The organism is Dryocola baronae (assembly GCF_051297175.1).
Classification (GTDB): Bacteria; Pseudomonadota; Gammaproteobacteria; order Enterobacterales; family Enterobacteriaceae; genus Dryocola.
Genome location: NZ_JBINNY010000001.1, coordinates 694,105 through 716,023 on the forward strand (window position 1 = coordinate 694,105; position 21,919 = coordinate 716,023).

The 21,919-nt window shown below is 56.3% G+C and carries 15 protein-coding genes; 8 read left to right on the forward strand and 7 right to left on the reverse strand.

Features of this window, described 5'->3' with window-relative positions:
• Positions 1 to 60: 60 nt before the first annotated feature.
• From ACSPHG_RS03270 to ACSPHG_RS03280, 3 genes are all read left to right on the forward strand, one after another.
• On the forward strand, positions 61 to 1,581 hold the full coding sequence (locus tag ACSPHG_RS03270; RefSeq protein ID WP_435952105.1) for a methyl-accepting chemotaxis protein: 1,521 nt from the start codon (positions 61 to 63) through the stop codon (positions 1,579 to 1,581).
• 112 nt (positions 1,582 to 1,693) lie between these two features.
• A complete protein-coding gene (gene curA, locus ACSPHG_RS03275; RefSeq protein WP_435952107.1) occupies positions 1,694 to 2,725 on the forward strand; it encodes an NADPH-dependent curcumin/dihydrocurcumin reductase in 1,032 nt (343 codons plus the stop codon).
• A 463-nt stretch (positions 2,726 to 3,188) separates the two neighbouring features.
• The gene (locus ACSPHG_RS03280) at positions 3,189 to 5,792 is read left to right on the forward strand and encodes a glycoside hydrolase family 18 protein (RefSeq protein WP_435952108.1); all 2,604 of its coding nucleotides are present in this window, start codon (positions 3,189 to 3,191) and stop codon (positions 5,790 to 5,792) included.
• A gap of 44 nt (positions 5,793 to 5,836) precedes the next feature.
• Here the strand turns inward: ACSPHG_RS03280 and ACSPHG_RS03285 are convergent, their stop codons facing one another.
• Positions 5,837 to 6,856: a LacI family DNA-binding transcriptional regulator gene (locus tag ACSPHG_RS03285; protein WP_435952110.1), complete on the reverse strand. Its 1,020-nt coding sequence runs from the start codon at positions 6,854 to 6,856 to the stop codon at positions 5,837 to 5,839.
• Positions 6,857 to 7,049: 193 nt separating this feature from the next.
• Between ACSPHG_RS03285 and ascF the strand changes: the two genes are divergently transcribed.
• Together ascF and ACSPHG_RS03295 are read left to right on the forward strand one after the other, a co-directional pair.
• The gene (gene ascF / locus ACSPHG_RS03290) at positions 7,050 to 8,498 is read left to right on the forward strand and encodes a PTS cellobiose/arbutin/salicin transporter subunit IIBC (RefSeq protein WP_435952111.1); all 1,449 of its coding nucleotides are present in this window, start codon (positions 7,050 to 7,052) and stop codon (positions 8,496 to 8,498) included.
• A 20-nt stretch (positions 8,499 to 8,518) separates the two neighbouring features.
• Positions 8,519 to 9,949: a 6-phospho-beta-glucosidase gene (locus tag ACSPHG_RS03295; protein ID WP_435952112.1), complete on the forward strand. Its 1,431-nt coding sequence runs from the start codon at positions 8,519 to 8,521 to the stop codon at positions 9,947 to 9,949.
• Positions 9,950 to 10,031: 82 nt separating this feature from the next.
• Here the strand turns inward: ACSPHG_RS03295 and gadC are convergent, their stop codons facing one another.
• The 4 genes from gadC to ACSPHG_RS03315 all read right to left on the reverse strand — a co-directional run bounded on the left by gadC (position 10,032) and on the right by ACSPHG_RS03315 (position 14,015).
• Complete coding sequence (gene gadC, locus ACSPHG_RS03300) at positions 10,032 to 11,549, reverse strand: glutamate/gamma-aminobutyrate antiporter (RefSeq protein WP_435952113.1); 1,518 nt, start codon at positions 11,547 to 11,549, stop codon at positions 10,032 to 10,034.
• Between the two features lie 101 nt (positions 11,550 to 11,650).
• On the reverse strand, positions 11,651 to 13,042 hold the full coding sequence (gad, locus tag ACSPHG_RS03305; protein ID WP_435955928.1) for a glutamate decarboxylase: 1,392 nt from the start codon (positions 13,040 to 13,042) through the stop codon (positions 11,651 to 11,653).
• A gap of 66 nt (positions 13,043 to 13,108) precedes the next feature.
• Positions 13,109 to 13,408 carry an acid-activated periplasmic chaperone HdeB gene (gene hdeB / locus ACSPHG_RS03310; protein ID WP_435952114.1) on the reverse strand — a complete coding sequence of 100 codons (300 nt, stop codon included), beginning with the start codon at positions 13,406 to 13,408 and terminating at the stop codon, positions 13,109 to 13,111.
• Positions 13,409 to 13,424: 16 nt separating this feature from the next.
• Positions 13,425 to 14,015 (reverse strand): HdeD family acid-resistance protein, encoded by a 591-nt coding sequence (locus ACSPHG_RS03315; protein WP_435952115.1) that lies wholly within the window; start codon positions 14,013 to 14,015, stop codon positions 13,425 to 13,427.
• 250 nt (positions 14,016 to 14,265) lie between these two features.
• Here ACSPHG_RS03315 and ACSPHG_RS03320 point away from each other — a divergent pair, with 250 nt between their 5' ends.
• Entirely contained in the window at positions 14,266 to 14,892 is a 627-nt protein-coding gene (locus ACSPHG_RS03320) for a YfdX family protein (protein WP_435952117.1), read from the forward strand.
• An 80-nt stretch (positions 14,893 to 14,972) separates the two neighbouring features.
• On the opposite strand, the gene ACSPHG_RS03325 is transcribed toward ACSPHG_RS03320, so the two are convergent.
• Together ACSPHG_RS03325 and evgA are read right to left on the reverse strand one after the other, a co-directional pair.
• Positions 14,973 to 18,215, reverse strand: a complete 3,243-nt coding sequence (locus tag ACSPHG_RS03325) for a transporter substrate-binding domain-containing protein (RefSeq protein WP_435952119.1) — start codon at positions 18,213 to 18,215, stop codon at positions 14,973 to 14,975.
• Positions 18,216 to 18,219: 4 nt separating this feature from the next.
• Complete coding sequence (evgA, locus tag ACSPHG_RS03330) at positions 18,220 to 18,834, reverse strand: acid-sensing system DNA-binding response regulator EvgA (RefSeq protein ID WP_435952121.1); 615 nt, start codon at positions 18,832 to 18,834, stop codon at positions 18,220 to 18,222.
• Positions 18,835 to 19,210: 376 nt separating this feature from the next.
• Here evgA and ACSPHG_RS03335 point away from each other — a divergent pair, with 376 nt between their 5' ends.
• Together ACSPHG_RS03335 and ACSPHG_RS03340 are read left to right on the forward strand one after the other, a co-directional pair.
• Entirely contained in the window at positions 19,211 to 20,377 is a 1,167-nt protein-coding gene (locus ACSPHG_RS03335; protein ID WP_435952123.1) for an EmrA/EmrK family multidrug efflux transporter periplasmic adaptor subunit, read from the forward strand.
• A complete protein-coding gene (locus ACSPHG_RS03340) occupies positions 20,374 to 21,915 on the forward strand; it encodes a DHA2 family efflux MFS transporter permease subunit (protein ID WP_435952124.1) in 1,542 nt (513 codons plus the stop codon). Before ACSPHG_RS03335 ends, ACSPHG_RS03340 begins: the two co-directional genes overlap by 4 nt.
• Positions 21,916 to 21,919: the final 4 nt, after the last annotated feature.

A 21,919-nucleotide genomic window follows, 5' to 3' on the forward strand; every position in this document is an offset into this window, starting at 1 on the left:
GCCGAAATAACATTAAGAGAGAAAAATTAACAACTGGAACATCTGCACAACGGAGTTGCTATGTCTGCGCGCGCCCCTGTTACACAGCACGAATTTTTGCTGGATGACGACACTACCCTCATGTCCACCACCGATCTGCAAAGCTACATGACCCACGCCAACGATACCTTCGTCCACGTCAGCGGCTATCGGCTTGACGAGCTTATCGGCGTCCCGCACAACCTCGTGCGCCATCCGGATATGCCGAAGGCGGCCTTTGCCGACATGTGGTTTACCCTCCAGCAGGGCGAGCCGTGGACCGGCATCGTTAAAAACCGTCGCAAAAATGGCGACCATTACTGGGTGCGCGCCAACGCGGTGCCGGTGGTGCGGCACGGCAAAACCACCGGCTATATGTCGATTCGCACAAAAGCGACGCCGGAAGAGGTGGCAGCCGTGGAGCCGCTGTATAAAGCGCTGAACGAGGGGCGAGCAAACCGGCGCCTGTTCAAGGGGCTGGCGCTGCGCAAAGGCTGGCTGGGCAGGCTGCCGACGGTTTCCCTGCGCGGGCGCATCCGCATGATGATGCTGACGCTGTTTGCCGTGCTGGTGGCGACGGCGCTGGCGACGGGGCAGAGCGCGGTTATGCTGGCGGTGGCGACGCTTGCGAGCGCCATCACCTGCGGCCTGCTGGAATGGCAGATCGCGCGTCCGATGGAGAACGTTGCGCGCCAGGCGCTTGAGGTCGCGACGGGGAATCGTCAGAAGATAGATCACATGGCCCGCACCGACGAGGTCGGCATGACGCTGCGCGCCATCGGACAGCTGGGGCTGATGTGCCGCTGGCTGATTAACGACGTCAGCCACCAGATCGAAAGCGTGCGCAGCGGCAGCGAAACCCTGGCGAAGGGCAACGACGAGCTGAACGAACGCACCCGCCAGTCGGTGGCAAACGTGCAGCAGACGGTCACCACCATGAACCAGATGGCCGCCTCGGTGCAGAACAACTCGGAAACCGCGGCGGCGGCGGATAAGCTTTCCAGCTCGGCAAGCGACGCGGCGGCGCACGGCGGGCGGGCGATGGAAACGGTCGTCACCACCATGGACGATATCGCCGACAGCACCCAGCGCATCGGCTCTATCACCAGCCTGATTAATGACATTGCCTTCCAGACCAATATCCTGGCGCTTAACGCGGCGGTAGAGGCGGCGCGCGCGGGCGAGCAGGGCAAAGGCTTCGCGGTGGTTGCCGGGGAAGTGCGCAGCCTGGCGAGCCGCAGTGCCGCTGCGGCAAACGACATCCGTAAGCTGATTGACGCCAGCGCCAGCAAGGTGCAGTCCGGCACCGTGCAGGTTCACGAGGCGGGGCGCACCATGCAGGATATTGTGAGCCAGGTGCAAAACGTGACGCAGCTGCTCGGGCAAATCAGCCACGCCACCCTCGAGCAGGCGGAAGGGCTGGCCGACCTGACCCGCGCCGTTGCCGAGCTGGATACCATCACCCAGAAAAATGCCGCGCTGGTGGAAGAAGGGGCGAACGTCTCCGCGATGGTCAAACACCGGGCGACGCGGCTTGAGGACGCGGTGACGGTGCTGCATTAACTCTGGGGCATCAATGGTGAATGGCGCTTGCGGCTTTCCGCCCTACACTCTCTGTAACAACGTTTGTCGGGTTTACCCGACGTTTCCCTTTCCGCACGTTATGGAGATCGTTATGACGCAGTCGTCCCACGTTAACCGCCGCTTTGTGCTGGCGAAGCGCCCGCAGGGCATGCCGACCACCGAAGATATCCGTCTTGAAGAAGCGAACGTTCCGCAGCCTGCCAAGGGCGAGCTGCTGCTGCGCACGCTCTATCTTTCCCTCGACCCGTATATGCGCGGCCGCATGGACGATAGCGAATCCTACTCCGCGCCGCTGGCGATTGGCGATGTGATATGCGGCGGCACCGTGTGCCGGGTGGAACAGTCCGAGCATCCTGATTACCGGCAGGGCGATCTGGTGCTGGCCTACACCGGCTGGCAGGATTACGCGCTGTCTAACGGCGACGGTCTGCAAAAGCTGGATGCCGACATGAGCCACCCGTCTTACGCGCTTGGGCTGCTGGGCATGCCCGGCTTCACCGGCTACATGGGTCTGACGGACATCGGCAATCCGCAGAAAGGCGAAACCGTGGTGGTTGCAGCGGCGAGCGGGGCGGTCGGCTCCGTGGTAGGCCAGGTGGCAAGGCTGCGCGGTGCGCGCGTTGTCGGCATCGCGGGCGGCGCGGAGAAATGCCGTTACGTGACCGAAACCCTGAAGTTCGACGCCTGTATCGACCATAAGGCCGCGGACTTTGCCGAACAGCTCAAGCAGGCCTGCCCGCAGGGCATCGACGTCTATTTTGAAAACGTCGGCGGCGCGGTGTTCGACGCGGTGTTCCCGCTGTTAAACACCAAAGCGCGTATTCCCGTCTGCGGCGTGATAAGCCAGTACAACGGGCCGACCGGCGGCGTGAGCCACGACCGCCTGCCGCTGCTGATGGGCACCATTCTCAAAAAACGCATGCGCGTGCAGGGCTTTATCATTTCTCAGGACTACGGCGACCGCTATCCCGAGTTCTTCGCCCAGATGAGCCTGTGGCTTAGCGAAGGCAAGATCCAGTTCCGCGAAGATATTGTCGACGGCCTGGAAAAAGCCGTTGAGGCTTTCCAGGGGCTGCTGGTCGGCAAGAATTTCGGAAAGCTTATCGTTAAAGTAGGTGAGTAAGTGACAAAGCGTTACCAGTAGTTTGAAAAAAACCTGTGATCGGCCATGCAAACCCGTTTTGCATGGCTTTTGCCTAAGCAATTAATGCTACTTTTTTTCTAAACATAATTAAGGAATAGATACATCCCCCGCATAAATGATTTCCATCTGTATATTCCTGCTGGTTATTTTGAGCGTAATTATCAAGCATAAATAGGGTGGAAAAATACCAATGCACGGAATTAATACCGTAATTGTGCATTAATGCCGAATTGTAAAGTATCGTAATCGTACATGATTTTAACTTTACATATTTCATATTTAAATGACTAAAAGCCTTAAATATATTTTAAGTGGATAATTCCAGTTATCTCCAATAAATATAAGCACATTTTATTTTCGGAAACGGATAACATACACGCGAATATTTTAGCAGCAAATTTTTGCTGCTTTGTGAAATGAATTTACATAAGGATTGTGTGTAATGAATAAAAAAACGTTGGTTTCGCTGATCGCCTTTGCGCTTTCTGCGGGAAGTTTTACCGCCCATGCTGCCTCTACCTTAGTTGCCAATGATGACCAGAACACCCTTCAGGGTCTGGACACCTCCATGGAGTATAAATTGTCCACTGACCAGGTGTGGAAACGATTTGTCTCCTATGATGATTTACCGGCGTTAGCCGGTAATGTCGTCGTTACCGTGCGCCAGGCAACCACCGACACGCCTCCGGACGATATGGCGCAATATCCGGCATTTAACGGCACGGCAATTCTTTATGAAGAAGGCCGCAGCTATTCCACCGGCATGTACGTCGACTACCGCAATAGCATTTATTTAGTTTTAGCCCCGACCTCAAGTATTCCTGGCTCTGATTCCACCTGGTATAAATATACCGGCCAGGGCATGACGCCTGTTGTGGATGTGGATACGCCTGATGAAGAGGGAACCTATACCCGCTTCTATCCATTCTCTAATTCCTGGATTGTCTATGAACCAGGAATGAAAGCGTCTCCGGGTAACTGGGTGGAATACAATGGTCATTATTATATGGCGATTGAATCCACTACCTCTATTCCAGGTTCCGACGCTAGCTGGAGAACGCAGGAAGAAACCGAGGCCGCACACGGCCTGGATATTCCGGGCGCCGCCCAGCCAGATGAAACCGAATTAAAAGAAGGTGAGCTGGGCCGCTTTGTCTTTACGCCGTGGGCCGCAGAAAAAGCCGCTGCCTATCAAAACGAGCAAAAAGCTGCCGTTGCCGCACAGCGTAAGCTTATCGGCACCTTCTCCGAACGTGGCGTTGATGAAGCTATCCGTGAAGGTAAACCTTACCTGACGCCGGAAGCCGTGATCTCTGGCTGGGGCGACAAGCTGACCCACCTGAACTACGAAGACGCCATTATCAATAATCACAAAATTATTGGTGATGATTTTGCCAACGGCCCAGACCTGATGCGCCGTCTGCATGCGACCAGCGTGATGAAAAACATCAAGCAGCTGATCACCATCAACGGCAACGGCGAACAGCTGTTCTACGAAGTCAATCCACGCCATAACGCCGAAACCTTTGAGAATGCGTTGACCACCCCTGAAAGCGTTGATGCGCTGGCGGACAGCATGGTTGCCTACATGTTGAAGCACAGCTTCGACGGCATCAACATCAAGTGGACGCAGACCGATACCGAAACCGATCGCCTGAACTTCACCCGTTTAATCCAGGATCTGCGCACCAAGCTGGATGCGGAAGGCAAGCAGCAGGATAAGTATTTCCAGCTGACGGCAACGGTCACCGGTGACTATCGCAACATCCAATATGTTAACTCTACGGAAACCGCACCGCTGCTGGATGCGATCACCGTCGCGGCTTATGACATGCATAAGCCATCTCAGGATAACGTTACCGGCCACCGTGCGGGCCTGTTCGCCAGCTCTCAGGATAGCGACAAAAATCTGAACGTTGACGCGGTCATGAAGGCGTATCAGAACACCTATCACGTGCCGAAAAACAAGCTGGTGATGGGCGTTGATTTCTCAGGCTACGGCTGGAGTTCCGTTGAGCCGACCGAAGTGGTTAAAGGCCTGCCAGGCCTGCTGACCAGCGGTTCCGCAACCCTGACCGGCCCGTGGGACGATACCTACATGGGCACGAAAAACGGCTATACCTCCTATGCAGACGTGGTTAGCCTGCTGAACGGCGGTAAATACAACCGTTATTATGACCGTGAAGCGCGCGTGCCTTACGTGTATAGCGCATCGACTAAAAACTTCTATACCTACGAAGACGACCAGTCCCTGCGTGCGAAGATTAACTACATTCAGTCTGAAGGCCTGGCCGGTATCAGCGTGGCTAACCTGAGCGGCGATACCTACGAGAAAGCGCTGGCAACCGTGGTTAAATCCGTACGTTACCTGCCTGCGCCGTCCGTCAATGTTGACGAGTTGAAAGGTCTGTACGTGACCAATTTCGATAACGAAAAACGAATCACGCTTAACCTTGACCCTTCGGCGCTGACACATGGCCATGCCTATCGCGTAGAAGTTGACGGTAAATACGTCTTCTCCACCGAAGGGACAACCAACTATTACAGCTACCGCTATAACTACGGCAACGAAGTATCGCTGCGCACGGGTCAGCTGAGCAGCCTGCTCAAGCCGGGCGCGACGGTTACCGTTACACGCACCACGCCTAACAAAGCCGTTATCGGTAAAGTTGTCGTAACTCAGGAAATGGTTAACGGAAATAACCCGGTTCTGAACGACGGCAGCGTTAAATCCCTGACGGTCTTTAAAAAGGGCAACGTGCCTTATATCGGCGTTGATTTTGATAAAGAGAAGCTGAACAGCGCGGAAGGCTCTTCATGGGTGGCAAAAGTCATCAATGACGACAAGAAAAAGGGTAATTACATTTTCAACTGCGATAACGGAAAATGTTTCTACAGCACCGTAGCCAATAAAGAAAACAACGTTACACGCGTTGAATCTGACGAGCGCGATATCTCCGTCGGTGAAACAATCGTCGTTGAGCGCGTTTCTCCAAACCCAGCGACGGTTGCAAAAATTGTCGTTACCGCAGATATGCTGAAATAAAGTCATCTGCTTATTAATGGGGCCCTTTTAAAGGGCCCTTTTTTTTAACTTTTATAATATGGCCCGCTGCTAACCGAATCCCGCAGCATAATTTCCGAGGTGAAAACATTATCTTTCGGTATATATCCGCCGTCGAGCATGGAAATTAAGCGGTTAATCACTTCACCCATCATGTCGCTAACCGGGTCTTTGACGCTGGAAAGCGAAGGGCTTAAGAAAGGCGCGGTGGGGATATTATCGAAGCCGATAACCGAAACCTCTTCAGGTACCTTCACACCCGCTTCGTTTAGCTTTTTGATAGCGCCAATCGCCATCTCGTCGTTGCTGGCCAACACGGCGCTGAACGTCACTCCCTTATTTAACAACGCTTCTATGCCGCCAAAGCCGCTGGCGGGCGTCCATTTTCCCTGCACGATCAGGTCGTCACGTAGCGCAATATCAAAGGCGCTAAGCGCTTCTTTGTAGCCGGACAGGCGCTCGAGCGCCGTCGGGGAGTCCATCGAACCGGTGAGGAACGCGATGTCGCGGTGGCCGCGCTCCACCAGACGTTTCGTGGCATTGTAGCTGGCACCTTTGTGGTCGCAGCAGATGCAGTGGCTGTGGTGCTTTCTGAGCTTTCTGTTCACCACCATGATCGGCTGCCGGTGCTGTTCGATGATCTCGTCCATCTCGTCGACGGTTAAAAAACGCGGATAGATGATTATCGCGTCGCACTGCAGGTCGAGCAGAAACTGGATGGCCTCGCGCTCTTCCCGCGCGCTGTGCTTGCCGTCCATCAGAATCAGCTGGCGGCCGTTATCCTCGAGCTTTTTCGCCGCCTGGGTGAGGATCTCGCTGAAGTAGTTGCCGTTGTACAGCGTGTTGGTCACCACCAGGCCAATGCACTGGGAGCTGCTGCTCGCCAGGTTTCTCGCCAGCAGGTTTGGGCGGTAGCCGGTTTGCTCAATGGCTTGATAAACCTGTTCTTTTGTCGCCTCGCTAACGTATCCCTTACCGGAAAGTACGCGCGAAACGGTAGCCTTTGACACGCCTGCTTTCTTTGCCACTTCCAGCATGGTCGACATCGGGGAATCCTCGATCCTTAAAGTTGCGCCTATTCTACACGGCGGGCCAAACGCGACAAAATCGCCCTAAAACCGCCGCTTAGGGCGATCTTCTTCACAATTTATAAACAATAAAAATTTTTAAGTTGATCTAATAATTCAATATTAACACTCTTGTGTGGAACCGGTTACCTACCCCTGAGAACTGTTAATTATGGCTAAAAATTATACGGCAGTATCAAAATCGATCGTCGACGCGCTCGGCGGAGCCAGCAACATCGCTGCCGTCACCCACTGCATGACGCGCCTGCGCTTCGTGCTCAACGACGATTCGGCGGTAGATGCAGGGCGGCTGAAGGCCATCAGCGGCGTGCTGGGAGTGGTCAGGAACGAAAATCAGTGTCAGGTGATTATCGGTAACACGGTTTCGCAGGCCTATGCCGAAGTGCTGAAGCTGCTGCCGGAAGGCGCGGTCGCCGAACGCCCGCAGCCGGAAAAGGGCAGGCTCAGCCTTAAGCGCATCGGCGCGGGTATTCTGGACGCGCTGATCGGCACCATGTCGCCGCTGATCCCGGCGATCATCGGCGGTTCAATGGTCAAGCTGCTGGCGATGATCCTCGAGATGACCGGCGTCGTTGAGAAAGGATCGTCGACGCTGATTATCCTCACCGTCATCGGCGACGGCGCGTTCTTCTTCCTGCCGGTGATGGTGGCGGCAAGCGCGGCGGTGAAGTTCAAAACCAACATGTCGCTGGCGATCGCCATCGCCGGGGTGCTGGTTCACCCAAGCTTTATCGACCTGATGGCGAAAGCGGCGCAGGGCCAGCACGTTGAATTTATGGGGCTTTCCGTCACGGCGGTGAAGTACACCTATACGGTTATCCCGGCGCTGGTGATGACCTGGCTGCTGTCATACATCGAACGCTGGGTGGATAAAATCACCCCGGCGGTCACCAAAAACTTCCTCAAGCCGATGCTGATCGTACTGATCGCCGCACCTATCGCCATCCTGCTGATTGGCCCGCTGGGCATCTGGATCGGCAGCGGTATTTCGGCGCTGGTTTATACCGTTCACAGCTATTTGGGCTGGCTGTCGGTGGCGATCATGGGCGGGCTGTGGCCGCTGCTGGTCATGACCGGCATGCACCGCGTATTTACCCCAACTATCATTCAGACCATCGCGGAAACCGGCAAAGAGGGCATGGTGATGCCGTCGGAAATCGGCGCTAACCTGTCGCTTGGCGGCTCGTCGCTGGCCGTGGCGTGGAAAACGAAAAACCCGGAACTGCGCCAGACGGCGTTGGCCGCGGCGGCTTCCGCTATCGTTGCGGGCATTTCAGAACCTGCACTTTACGGCGTGGCGGTGCGGCTCAAGCGCCCATTAATTGCCGCGCTTATCAGCGGCTTCGTCTGCGGCGGCGTGGCGGGCGTAGCGGGGCTTGCCAGCCATTCCATGGCCTCGCCGGGCCTGTTTACCAGCGTGCAGTTCTTCGACCCGTCTAACCCGATGACCATCGTCTGGGTGTTCGGCGTGATGGCGCTCGCCGTCGTACTCTCCTTCATCCTCACGCTGGTGCTCGGCTTTGAGGATATTCCGGTCGAAGAACCGGCAAATGAACAACCGCCTGTTGCCGTCGCGCGCCAGGCAGTGAAAGTTAACTAGTTAAGAACAAGAGGTATTTCATGGCCGAATCCATTTTCCCCGCAGGCTTTTTATGGGGCGGGGCGCTCGCGGCAAACCAGGCCGAGGGCGCTTATCTTGAGGGCGGAAAAGGCCTGACCACCGTCGATACGATTCCGCACGGCAAGAACCGCATGGCGGTCAAGCTGGGGCAGGAAAAGCGCTTCACGCTGCGCGACGACGAGTTCTACCCGAGCCATCAGGCCATCGACTTTTATCATCGCTACAAGGAGGATATCGCATTGATGGCGGAAATGGGTTTCACCGTTTTCCGCACCTCCATCGCGTGGAGCCGTATTTTCCCCAACGGCGACGAGCAGGTGCCGAACGCGGAAGGCATCGCGTTCTATCGCGACGTGTTCAACGAGTGCAAAAAGCACGGCATCGAGCCGCTGGTCACGCTGTGCCATTTTGACGTGCCGATGCATCTGGTGCGTGAATACGGCTCGTGGCGCAGCCGCAAAATGGTGGAATTTTTCACCCACTACGCGCGCACCTGCTTTGAGGCCTTCGACGGGCTGGTGAAGTACTGGCTGACGTTCAATGAAATCAACATTCTGCTGCACAGCCCGTTCTCCGGCGCGGGCCTGGCGTTTGAGAAAGACGATAACCAGGAGCAGATCAAATATCAGGCCGTCCACCACGAGCTGATTGCCAGCGCGATGGCGACCAAAATCGCCCACGAGGTAAACCCGGCGAACCAGGTCGGCTGCATGCTGGCCGGCGGCAACTTCTATCCGTGGTCGTGCAGGCCGGAAGACGTGTGGGCGGCGCTGGAAAAAGACCGCGAGAACCTGTTCTTTATCGACGTGCAGGCGCGCGGCGCGTATCCGGCCTATACGAAGCGCGTTTTTAAAGAAAAGGGCATTACGGTTGAGATGGCGCCGGGCGACGCGGAGATCCTGAAAAACACCGTCGATTTTGTCTCCTTCAGCTATTACGCCTCCCGCTGCGCCTCGGCGGACATGAACGAGCAAAACACGAACGCGGCGAACATCGTTAAATCGCTCAAGAACCCGCACATCCAGGCGAGCGAATGGGGCTGGGGCATCGACCCGCTGGGCCTGCGCATCACCATGAACATGATGTACGACCGCTACCAGAAGCCGCTCTTCCTGGTGGAAAACGGCCTCGGCGCGAAGGACGAAATTAACGAGCAGGGCGAAATCAACGACGACTACCGCATCAGCTACCTGCGCAGCCACATCAAGGCGATGGGCGAAGCCATCGAAGACGGCATTCCGGTGATCGGCTACACCTCATGGGGCTGCATCGACCTGGTTTCCGCCTCCACCGGCGAGATGAGCAAGCGCTACGGCTTTGTCTACGTTGACCGCGACGATCGGGGCAACGGCACGCTTGCCCGCACCCGCAAGAAATCGTTCTGGTGGTACAAGAAGGTGATCGCCAGCAACGGGGCGGATTTGGAGTAATACGCCCTAAGCGGCTTTTTAATTTGTAGGGCGTTATAAGCGCAGCGCCACCCGCCGCGAACGAGGGGTGGCGCTGGAGCTATTACTTAGGCAAGTGCGAAGAACGCGCTTTAGGGTGAATGAAAAAATGGCCCGCCGGTGCGTTATCGACGTTTACGGGTTCGATAGCCGGCGCCTGCCTGCCGTAGCTGCCGTCGCGGAACAGATAAACGATAAACGGCAGAACGAAGACCAGCACGAAGCAGACAACCAGCAGATCGGCGTAGAGATCCTGCGCGTGCGCGCCGGGTAAAGACGACGGTGGAATAAACGACACCACGAACGCCAGCACCGAAATAACCAGCCCCGAGCAGGCGACCAGCAGTTTGACTTTTTTGCCGCCCGGCACCTGGAAGGCGCGTTTTTTATTCTGCTGTTTGCGAACCAGCTGAATGTAGCCCAGGAACAGCATCAGATAGCTGCACAGGTAAATCACCACGGTCAGCGACAGGGCAATCAGGAAGGACATATTGTTGCCGCCGCCGGTATTGGTGAGGACGATCAGCGCAATCGACGTGATGAGCAGCTGGGAAATCACTAGTGCTACGGGCACGCCGTTTTTATTCACTTTGGCAAAGCGCGCGGGCAACAGGCCTTTCTGAGCGGTGACCAGCATGCCGCGCGAAGGGCCAACGATCCACGACGCGATTTCCGCCAGCACGCCAAGCATCAGCAGCGCGGCAATCACCCTGATCGCCCATTCAAACTGCGGCCCGTAATAGCCAATCAGCGTGCTAAACGCCTGCATCACGCCAGCGGAAAGGTTGATTTCGTCATGCGGGATCACCGCCGCAACCGACAGCCCGCCGATGGAGCTGAGCACGATGGCGGCAATCACCAGCAGGATCATCGCCAAAGGATAATCGCGCGCCGGGTTGTTCATCTCATTGACGTGGGTAGCTGAGGCTTCCACGCCCATATAGCTGAGCACAAACGCCACAAACACCACCAAAGTGCCGACCTGCGAGAAGTCCGGGAAGAAGGTTTTCGCCGACATTTCAATCGCCAGAGGCTGGCCGTGGCACAGCCACGCAACGGCGAGCGCAACCAGCACAATGGCCGGGAACAGGATGCCCAGGAAGAAGCCGATTTTGGCGATGCTCGCGGTATAGCGGGTGCCTTTGAACTGGGTTAGCGCAAGCCCCCAGAGGATCACCAGCGCGGCCACGGTTTTCACCAGCGGGTCGGTATTCAGCTCGGGCCATTTCAGAATGTAGGACAGCGCGCCGAGCACAAAATAGAGCATCGGAATAAAGCCGATGGCGATTTGCAGATAGCTAAAGGATATCGCCGCAAACCCCCAGCGCTGGCCGAGCGTGTTGGAAACCCAGGCAAAAAGCCCGCCCTCCTGCCAGCCTTCGACGGTCGCCATTTCGGCGGCGCACAGGCCGACGGGAATAAACCAGAAGATGCCGCCCATCAGCAGGAAGAAGATCAGGCTGAAGCCCGAGGTGGCAAAAGTCGGGTATTCATAAACGGCCATCACCATTGAGGCGGTGATGGCGAAAAAGCCGAGCAGGGTGAGCGACCTTGCGGGCGTACGAGTTGTTACGGTGGACATAATCCTCTCCGCATCCGCAGGCGGGAAGCGTGCGGATGTTCAAGCGTATTCATGGCGAGAGCCCTGTTGCCAGGGCTCCCGGTTAAGGTGTTTTAGGGGGATTAGGCGTGGTTAAAGCCGCCGGCTTCCGCTGCGGTCAGCGGCTGGGTGACGGGATTCTTCTCAAGCGCCTCGAGCGTGCGTTTCAGGTCGGCAATAAGCAGCTCGGCCAGATCGTTGCTCATGCCGTGGCGCACCAGAATGCGCTGCACCACCAGATCTTCGCGATGGGTCGGCATGGAATAGGCGGGCACCTGCCAGCCGCGGCTGCGCAGCCGGTCGGCCAGGTCGTACAGGGTGTAGCCGTCGTGCTGGCGGTCGGCCTTTAATGTCCAGGTTAGCGCCGGGATGCCGTTGTGGCTGTTGCCGTCGAAGATGATGTCAAACGGACCGATCGCCGCAATCTCTTTTGCCAGATACTGTGCGGTGGCGTAGCAGGCGTCGTGGATCTTGCGGTAGCCTTCATGGCCGAGGCGCAGGAAGTTGTAATACTGGGCAACGATTTGCCCGCCGGGGCGCGAGAAGTTCAGCGCAAAGGTCGGCATATTCCCGCCGAGATAATTAACGTTGAAGATAAGATCTTCCGGCAGATCCTCTTTCTCACGCCATACCACCCAGCCCGCGCCCAGCGGCGCAAGCCCGAACTTATGGCCGGAGGCATTGATCGATTTCACGCGCGGCAGGCGAAAATCCCACATCAGATCCGGCGCGCAGAACGGCGCGAGGAAGCCGCCGCTGGCGCCGTCGACGTGCATGGGAACGTCGAGGCCGGTGCGCTGGCACAAATCGTCAAGCGCGTCGTGGATGGCGGCGACCGGCTCGTACAGGCAGGTGAAGGTGATGCCGAGCGTAGGCACCACGCCGATGGTGTTCTCATCAACGTACTTGAGCACTTCTTCCGGGGTCATCATCAGGCGGTCGCCTTCGAGGGGGATTTCGCGCAGCTCGACGTCAAAATAGCGGGCGAATTTGTGCCAGCAAATCTGCACCGGGCCGCAGACCAAGTTAGGCTTATCGGTAGACAGGCCCGCCTGCTCGCGGCGTTTGCGCCAGCGCCATTTCAGCGCCAGGCCGCCCAGCATCGCGGCCTCGGATGAGCCGATGGTAGAGCAGCCCAGCGTTTCGGTCGGGGTCGGGGAATGCCACAGGTCGGCGAGCATGGTCACGCAGCGCTGTTCTATTTCGGCTGTTTGCGGGTATTCATCCTTATCAATCATGTTCTTATCGATGGACAGATCCATCAGCTGGCGGATCTCGTCGTCCACCCAGGTCTGGCAGAAGGTCGCCATATTCTGACGGGAGTTGCCGTCCAGCATCAGCTCGTCGTGGATGGCGTGAAATACGTTGCGCGGGTTGCTTTCCCGCTGCGGGAATTTTGTTTTTGGCAGCGATTTGGATAATTCAACGGATGCGTATACATCGTCGTTTTCATTTTCAGCGGGCTGAATGAGCATAGTCATAGTTAATCCTTGATTATTTATAAATTGATAACGCTAAGGGGCCGTGTGGTTTAGCTTTTATTATTTGCTTAACGCCAGTTCGCCCAGTTTCGCTTTTGGATTCTGGTGGCACTCTTTAACCATTTGCGGGACGGACACGGTTTCAACCTCATGCCAGTCAACGTAGTCGCCGCCTTTAAAATCGGTGTTTTTATTCACCACCCAAAAGGCAATCGGCGTCATGGTTCTCGGGTTCATATCGATAAACTCCTGACAGGTCATATTTTGCGGCGTAGTTTCCTGTAAGGCGAAAGCGGTATTAATTGATGCGCCAACTGCAACGCTTGCGATAATCAGCGCGACGGCTTTTTTAATGTTCATAATATTCTCCAGTTGTTTAGATTGCCTGTTTAAGAGGCCGGGAAGGCTTCAGGACTTTACGTAAAGAGAGGAAGCTCATGGCGCTGAAGATCATCTCCACGCCGATAAATGCGGTAGTGAATAAATACGACTGTTCGGGGTTCATGCCGATCCACAGCCCGGCAATCAGCAGGTCGAGAATGCCGATGAAAATGTTCCAGCCGTAGCCCGGCATGCCGATGGTGCTAAAGCCGCTGAGGATGCGCGACACCCCGCCGACGATAAACAAGCAGCAAAAAAGAATCGCCAGCGAATTCATCCCGGCGATGGGGTTAACGATAAACAGCAAGCCCAGCAACAACCACGCCACGGCGAACAGCACGGCGGCAAAAATGGATTTCCAGTTTTGTTTGCGAAATACCAGCAGGCTATACAAGGTATAAAAACCGCACATCATAAACAGCATGCCGGTGAGATAGCTGAGGTACATTGCCGCAAAGAAAGGATAAATAAGACAGCAGACGCCGCAAATAAACAGCAGAATCGCCATGACCAAGGCATGCTTTCTATAATGCAGCAATGCGCTTTCATTTAATGCCCGAAGGCCGTATTGATTAAATATAAACATAAAATCCCCGCTCATCGCGAATCTATTATTGATGAAGAGTTAACGAGTGAGATGGTAGAGCCGCTTGGCTATTTGGGTAAATAAGAGTGGCTGCCCGCTTTTATCATCCGCGTCCTACGCGTGTCAGCTGGCCGACAGATGTAGGACTGCGCTTTCAATATTGATTCAGCGCTCTGATTCTTTTTGCCTGCTTTATTTTTTATGCTGGCGGCGTTTGGTGATGTTTACCCATTTTATGAAGGAGAAAATAATGAAAAAGATTATTCTGGCGAGTTTAGTGGCAACCATGATGGCGGCGACACCGGTAATGGCAGCGCAGGCTTCTGCCCCGGCTGCGGCGACAACGGCGCAAATCCAGAAAGAAGCTGCTGACGTGATGCAGGTGGCGGTGCAGGGTGCGAACGCGATGCGCGATATTCAGTTTGCCCGGCTGGCGCTGTTCCACGGCCAGCCGGAAAGCGCTAAAAAATTAACCGACGATGCGGCAAGCCTGCTGGCAGATGACAGCGCCGACTGGGCGAAGTTTGTGAAAACCGACGCCAAAGCGAAGATGATTGACGATAAGTACGTGATTATTAACGCGACGGTTGCGCTGTCCGAGGACTATGTTGCCACCCCCGCTAAAGAGAGTGCCATTAAATCGGCTAATGAGAAACTGGCTAAGGGCGATCAAAAGGGCGCGGTCGATACGCTTCGCCTCGCTGGCATCGGCGTCATTGAAAATCAGTATCTTATGCCGCTCAACCAGACCCGCAAGGCCGTGGCTCAGGCACAGAAAATGCTGGATTCCGGCAAATACTATGAGGCTAACCTGGTGCTGAAAGGTGCCGAAGACGGCATCGTGCTGGACAGCGAAATGCTGGTCGCGGGTAACTAAGCACCTTCATAGTCAGTGTTTCAGGCAGTCGCACAGGGACGTGCTCTGGCTGGCCGGGCGCTATAGCCCGGCCAGACGGATCAATGGCTGATAAGGCCGTCGATCTCGACTTCGATTTCCCGCATCACTGCGGTAATTTTCTCCAGCGCCTCGTGGCGTATCTCCAGCGGTAAATCATCGTGCCGCCGCGATTCAAAGGGCAGGCACAGCGCCTGTAGCGCGGAGATTTCCAGAATTTGTGCCGAGCCGTGCAGACGATGCAGGGCGCGCAGAAATGCCTGCGGTTCATCCTGCTCGATAGCGCATTTGGCGGCCTGTAAATCACAGGCGGAAGCCTCGCGGAAGGTTTGGAGGATCTCGTTTATCAGCGCCCGATCCCCCCCGGTGTTTTCAGTCAGCATGCTCAGCTTTAAATGATGGGTTGGGCAGGGCGACGTGCGGTCGCCGTCCAGCTTGCTCAGCTCGTGGCTCAGCGTCTGGATCGATACCGGCTTAAACAGGCACAGGTTCATGCCGCTTCGCAGGCACTGGGCGCGGGATTCAGCGAGCGCGCTGGCGGTCAGCCCCCAGATTTGCAGCTGCGGATAGCGGCCGCGCAGCGAGGCGGCCAGCGCCAGGCCATCTTTTTTGGGCATGTTGAGATCGGTGATCAGCAGATCGTAATGCCTGGAGGCGATTTTGGCCTCCGCCTCTTCGCCGTCGCACGCCTCGTCCACGCTGTAGCCGATGGTGCTCAGCTGGCGTTTAAGCAGCAGGCGGTTGGTCGGGTGGTCGTCGGCAATCAAAATCGACAGGCGCGGCAGCGACGACGGGGCGTTCGGCGCGTTGCGCGCCGTTGTCAGGGTTTGCCGCGCGGTTTCAACCGACAGGGTGAGCGTGAACGTGGTGCCCAGCCCCTGGCGGCTGTTCATCACCAGCGTGCCGCCCATCAGCGTCACCAGCTCTTTACAGATAACCAGCCCCAGGCCGGAGCCCATTTTATTACGCCCCTGCCGCGCCTGGGCGTAGCGGTGGAACAGGATGGCCTGCTCTTCTTCGCTAATGCCGCAGCCGGTATCGCTGACCGCCACGACAAGCGTGCCGTGCTTGTCGCCGTCCGGGGTGAGCTGGGCCGAAACCTGAATGTGCCCCTGCTCGGTGAACTTCAGCGCGTTGCCGACCAGGTTGGTGAGGATCTGCCGCATGGCCTGCGGGTCGACCATCACCCGGTCGGTGGCCGCAAGGTTGCTGATGCAGCGCAGCTCGATGCCCTTTTGCCGCGCCAGCGCGTCGAACGAGTGGCATTGGATATTTATCAGCTGGGCTACGTCGGTCCACTGGCGGGTAATTTGATATTTTCCCGACTCAATTTTATCGACGTCGAGGATTTTACCGATAAGGCCAAGGAGGGACTGCGCCGTGCAGCCCGCGTGGGCAATCGCCTCGTTGCGCTGGGCCGGGCTGAGATCGGGATTCGACAGCAGCTCTAAAAAGCCCACGATGGAGCTGACCGGAGTGCGCAGCTCGTGGCTCATGCTGGCAAGGAAGCGGCTTTTGGCCTTCGTCGCCTGAATCGCCTTGTCTTTTTCGGCCTCCAGCTCGCGGGACAGCGACTCCTTAAGCTGCAGCTGCTCTTCAAGCTCGCGCTGCGACTGCTTTCTTTTACGCACCTCGCGCGACAGCGAAAGCCCCCAGCCCAGGCTGATGACGATAAGCACCAGCGCGAAGATCACCAGCTGGTAGAACTGCTTGCTGTAGAGATTCCAGGTATCGATCTGCACGTTGGAAATCTTCGACCACCGCTCCGTCATTTGCAGCACCTCGCGCGGCGGAATGGCCCGCAGCGCCTTGTTGAGGATGGACTGAAATTCGGGTTCGTTGCGCGACATCGCAAAGCTAATCGAGGCGACGGGCATATCCGGCAGCCGCGAGAAATACATATTTTGCGGGTAGTAATGGTCAATCATGTATCTGGCCGACAGCTCGGTGGTGATCGCCGCGTCCACCTTGCCGTCTTTGACCATGTTCATCGCCACGCTGGCGTTATCCGCCTCAACCCAGGTGGCCTGCGGGTAGCGGAGTTTCAGGTCGTGCATCAGGGTATGCCGCGCGGGCAGGGCGATGCGCAAGGGCTTCGCCAGCAGGGCGGCGGCGGGCTCCCTGTAGGCGCTGACAATCACGAACGAGACGTTCATCACCGGGTCGCTGAACGATATCAGCGCCTGCCGCTCGGGGCTGATTGTCGCGGCGGGGATCATGTCCCATTCGCCGCGCGTCATTTTGCCTATCATCTCCCGGTTGGAGTTGACCAGCACCGGCTCGAACTCGAGGCCCGTTTGCAGCGCGATGATGTTGAGCAGGTCGCCCATGATGCCGCGCAGCTCGCCGTCATGGTCGGCAAGCGTAAAGGGCGGATAGTACGGATTGAACAGCACCCGAATTTTACGGTGCCTCTTCAGCCACTGTTTCTCCGCGCTGCTAAACGCCAGCGGCGTGTTCAGGTAGGAAAGATTCCCGCGATTGAGCCAGTGCTGCATGATTTGCATATGCAGCTCGTCGCCTATCGAGGTGATAAAGCGGTCGAGAATATTGCGCAGCAGCGGCTTGTCCCGGCTGGTGACGAAGTAGTTGTACTGTTCCTGCTTGTCAAAATAGTGCGTGATGACCAGCGACTGGGAAAAGTACTTTGAGATGCAGTGGCTGGTGGTGATGTTATTGCCGATGAAGTACTGATTGTCGCCGGACATGACGGACGACATCGCCTGGTATTCGTTTTCGAAGAGGCTGATTTTCGCGTTCGGAAAAGCGCCGTGGATCACGTCCAGGAAGGCGCAGTCGCGCACGCAGGCGAAGGTGACGACCTTGTTGCTTTTCAACGGCAGCATGGTGTTTTTCAGCGTGGTGACAAGCGTGGGCCAGGTTTTTATCAGCGCGGAGGTTTGCAGCTGGTGTTCGCCGGTCTTCTGCTCGTGGGATAGCTGGGTGAGCAGCGTGTCGACGTCGTTATTCGCCAGCGCGGTCAGCGCTTCCTGTTCGCTAGCGTACTGTTTGATAACGATCTTAATATTGAGGCTGCGCTGCATGAGCGCCAAATAGTCGGCGTTGACCCCCTGATAATCCTCCCCGCTGCTTTCATAAACGATGGGGGAAATTTCCGGCAGCCAGGTGCCGACGACGAGGCTATTTTTATTGACCAGCCAGCGCATCTCTTCGTTGTTCAGGCGAATATCCTGCACCGCCGAATGATTATTGCTTTTAAGATCGATTTGCCGCGCTGGGCTGGCGGCCGCAAAAAAGCTTAAGCTAAACAGAATAATAACCGAGAGTAATAATCGAACTCGCATTGCCTTATCCTATTTTGTTTCTTTGCGCGTAGTCATAAAGTTCCATTAATGATGAGCAGTCGAGTTTTTCCATCAGGCGACTTTTATAGGTGCTGACGGTTTTATTACTGATATTCATTTTGCTGGCGATGGTGGTGTAATCGATGCCGCTAAGAATATAGCGTAATACTTTCATTTCCTGGCTGGAGAGGCTATCGAGCTTATCCTGTTCGGTGAGCACCGCGCCGCTATAACGTTCGAGAGAGAACGGGAAATAGCTGTAGCCATTTTTGGCCGCTTCAATGGCGGCAAGAATATTGTTCATCCCTTCTTTTTTGCTGACGAATCCATGAGCGCCGCTTTCCGCGCTGCGCTTGCCGTAGAACAGTTCATTTTTGGCTGAAATGATAATGATGATGCCCGCGAAATGCCGCTTGCGCAGCTGTTCCAGCACTTCGATACCGCTGATGCCGGGGATATCCACATCGATAATCAGCAGGTCTGGCTTGTGTGTTTCAACGGTCTGTACGGCGCGCTCTCCGCTGTCGAGTTCGCTGATGACGGTAATGCCGTTTGTATCAAGCAGGTTACGAATGGCGATGCGCGCCAGGGGGTGATCGTCAACGATTATCGCGTTCATTGCGTAAAAGATCCCAATGTAAAAAGAAATAGCGATGCCAGCGCAGGGTGGCTGCAAGATTATGGTTATTAAAGGACGAGCCAGAGGACATTAAAATATTAGCATAAGCCTCTCGGTAATTTCTTAAATATTTACTAAATGGATAAATGTGCCGCAGTCGAGTGTTAGCGATATGTTTATTAATTTAGGCGCTCTCTTTATTTTGTCGCAATTTTTTAACATGACGTCATTTTTAATGGATGACACGCGTAGGAATCTTCATTCGAATATCTCAGCGGAGTCTTCTGTTAAAAACTGAATAACTATTTATTCTTTCGCCCATAAATATGGCATTGCCATTTCCCCCGGCAAGCTGGTTAAAACCAGAGAGAAAACAGTGGAAGATTTACGCGTACAACCTCATCAGAACAATCGTAGATGGATATGGGCCGCGGTGGCAGCGGCAATATTTATCCTCATCCTCGGCGTGGCCGCCTGGTGGTATTACGAGCTGCACGACCGGCAAAGCACCGACGACGCCTACGTTGCCGGGAACGTAAACCCCGTTACGTCGCAAATCAGCGGCAGCGTGGTGACCATCAACCATACCGATACCGAACGCGTCAGGCAGGGCGACGTGCTGGTGGTGCTGGATAAAACCGATGCGCGGCAGGCGTTGGAAAAGGCGCAGAGCAACCTCGCCTATACCGTCCGCCAGCTGCGCCAGCTTGCGCTACAGAACGCCCAGAATGAGGCCAACGTCCGCCAGAGCAGCATTAAGTATCGCCAGGCCAGCGACGACTTTCACCGCCAGAACCAGCTTGCCCGCCAGGGCCTGGTGGCAAAAGAGGCGCTGGAGCATGCCCGCGATACCATGAACGGCAGCGAAGCGGCGCTGGACGCGGCGACCCAGCAGTATAAGGCCACCCAGGCGCTGCTGCTGGATACCCCGCTCGCCGAGCAGCCGCAGGTGCGTCAGGCCGCCGAAGCGCTGCGTGAAGCCTGGCTGACCCTACAGCGTACGGACATTCGCAGCCCGGTTTCAGGCTATATCGCGCAGCGCGGTGTTCAGGTCGGGCAGACGATATCCCCCGGGCAAATGCTGATGTCGGTGGTGCCCGAAAACCAGATGTGGATAAACGCCAACTTTAAAGAAACCCAGCTCGACGCGGTGCGCATCGGCCAGCCGGTTAGCGTGGTGAGCGACCTGTACGGCAGCGATGTGGTTTATCGCGGCAAGGTGCTGGGCGTGAATATGGGAACGGGCGGGGCGTTTTCTTTGCTCCCCGCGCAAAACGCGTCGGGGAACTGGATCAAAGTCATCCAGCGCGTGCCGGTGCGTATCAGCCTCGATCCCGAAACGGTGCGGCAACATCCGCTGCGGATCGGGCTGTCGGTCACGGCGACGGTCATGCTGGATAACAATCCGCAGCAGCCCGCGGGCGCGCTGCCGACAACGGTCGTGCAGAAACCGGCTCTGCAAAGCGACGCGCTGGTGATTGATACTCAGCCAGCTGACGATCTGATAGCCGAAATCATCGCCCGCAACGGGCCGCAGCCATGAGCACCCGTGCGCAAAATCTTCCGCCCCTGAAGGGCGGGATGCTGATTTTCGTTACCCTGGCGCTGGCAATGGCGACGTTTATGCAGATGCTGGACTCGACCATTTCAAACGTTGCGATCCCCACGATCTCCGGCTATCTGGGGGCCTCAACGGATGAGGGCACGTGGGTCATTACGTCCTTCGGCGTCGCCAACGCCATCGCCATTCCGATTACCGGCAGGCTGGCGCTGCGGATGGGCGAGCTGCGGCTTTTTCTGCTGTCGGTGCTGCTGTTTTTTATCGCCTCCCTGTGCTGCGGGCTTTCGACCAGCCTGCCGATGCTTATCGCCTTTCGCGTGATGCAGGGGCTGGTGGCGGGACCGCTGATCCCGCTTTCGCAGAGCCTGCTGCTGCGCAACTACCCGCCGGAAAAGCGCACCTTCGCGCTGGCGATCTGGTCGATGACCGTTATCGTCGCGCCCATTTTTGGCCCGATTCTGGGCGGCTATATCTGCGACAACTATCACTGGGGCTGGATCTTCTTTATCAACGTGCCGATGGGCATATTGGTTATCGCGCTGTGCGGAAGTTTGCTCAAGGGAAGGGAAACGCCGACGCAGCGCGTAACGCTTAATCCGCTGGGCCTGAGCCTGCTGGTGCTGGGCGTGGGATCGCTGCAAATCATGCTCGATAAGGGCAAAGATCTCGACTGGTTCAATTCCACGACCATTATTGTGCTGGCGGTAATCGCGGCGGTCGCGCTGGTGGTGCTGGTGATCCACGAGTGCACGAACGACAACCCTATCATCGATTTCAGCCTGTTCAGATCGCGCAACTTTAGCATCGGCATTCTGTGCATCGTTTCCGCCTATCTGATCTATTCCGGGGCGATCGTGCTGATGCCGCAGCTGCTGCAGGAGGTGTTGGGCTATAACTCGATTTGGGCGGGGATTGCCTATGCGCCGATTGGCCTGATGCCGTTAATTATTGCGCCGCTTATCGGCCGCTACGGCAATAAGCTGGATATGCGGATGCTGGTGACCTTTAGCTTTATGGTCTATTTCCTTTGCTACTACTGGCGCTCGGTGACCTTCACGGTGAGCATGGACTTTAGCGACGTCGTTCTCCCTCAGCTGATACAGGGATTTGCGGTGGCGTGCTTCTTCCTGCCTCTCACCACGATTTCGCTCGCCGGGCTTTCCGCCGACAGGTTCGCCAGCGCGACCAGCCTGAGCAATTTCTTCCGCACGCTGTCTGGCTCGATTGGCACCTCGCTGACCATGACGCTGTGGAGCCGCCGCGCCTCGCTGCACCACAGCCAGCTTGCCGAGCAGATTAACAATGCGAATCCGAATTACGACCGCTATCTGACCGGCTTTAGCGAGCACGGCTTTAGCCTGTCGCAGACGCTGGATTACATAAACCAGCAGATCACCCAGCAGGCTCTGCTGATTTCGGCCAACGAAATCTTCTCGCTTTCGGCATTTGTGTTTCTCTTTTTAACCGCGCTGGTGTGGTTTGCAAAACCGCCGTTCAATACCGTTCAGGCAGCGGGGTAAGCCG

Excerpts from the sequence above, each read along its gene's own strand:
- ACSPHG_RS03270 (WP_435952105.1), top strand. The coding sequence starts at position 61 with ATGTCTGCGCGCGCCCCTGTTACACAGCACGAATTTTTGCTGGATGAC.
- curA (WP_435952107.1), top strand. The coding sequence starts at position 1,694 with ATGACGCAGTCGTCCCACGTTAACCGCCGCTTTGTGCTGGCGAAGCGC.
- ACSPHG_RS03280 (WP_435952108.1), top strand. The coding sequence starts at position 3,189 with ATGAATAAAAAAACGTTGGTTTCGCTGATCGCCTTTGCGCTTTCTGCG.
- ACSPHG_RS03285 (WP_435952110.1), bottom strand. The coding sequence starts at position 6,856 with ATGTCGACCATGCTGGAAGTGGCAAAGAAAGCAGGCGTGTCAAAGGCT.
- ascF (WP_435952111.1), top strand. The coding sequence starts at position 7,050 with ATGGCTAAAAATTATACGGCAGTATCAAAATCGATCGTCGACGCGCTC.
- ACSPHG_RS03295 (WP_435952112.1), top strand. The coding sequence starts at position 8,519 with ATGGCCGAATCCATTTTCCCCGCAGGCTTTTTATGGGGCGGGGCGCTC.
- gadC (WP_435952113.1), bottom strand. The coding sequence starts at position 11,549 with ATGTCCACCGTAACAACTCGTACGCCCGCAAGGTCGCTCACCCTGCTC.
- gad (WP_435955928.1), bottom strand. The coding sequence starts at position 13,042 with ATGCTCATTCAGCCCGCTGAAAATGAAAACGACGATGTATACGCATCC.
- hdeB (WP_435952114.1), bottom strand. The coding sequence starts at position 13,408 with ATGAACATTAAAAAAGCCGTCGCGCTGATTATCGCAAGCGTTGCAGTT.
- ACSPHG_RS03315 (WP_435952115.1), bottom strand. The coding sequence starts at position 14,015 with ATGTTTATATTTAATCAATACGGCCTTCGGGCATTAAATGAAAGCGCA.
- ACSPHG_RS03320 (WP_435952117.1), top strand. The coding sequence starts at position 14,266 with ATGAAAAAGATTATTCTGGCGAGTTTAGTGGCAACCATGATGGCGGCG.
- ACSPHG_RS03325 (WP_435952119.1), bottom strand. The coding sequence starts at position 18,215 with ATGCGAGTTCGATTATTACTCTCGGTTATTATTCTGTTTAGCTTAAGC.
- evgA (WP_435952121.1), bottom strand. The coding sequence starts at position 18,834 with ATGAACGCGATAATCGTTGACGATCACCCCCTGGCGCGCATCGCCATT.
- ACSPHG_RS03340 (WP_435952124.1), top strand. The coding sequence starts at position 20,374 with ATGAGCACCCGTGCGCAAAATCTTCCGCCCCTGAAGGGCGGGATGCTG.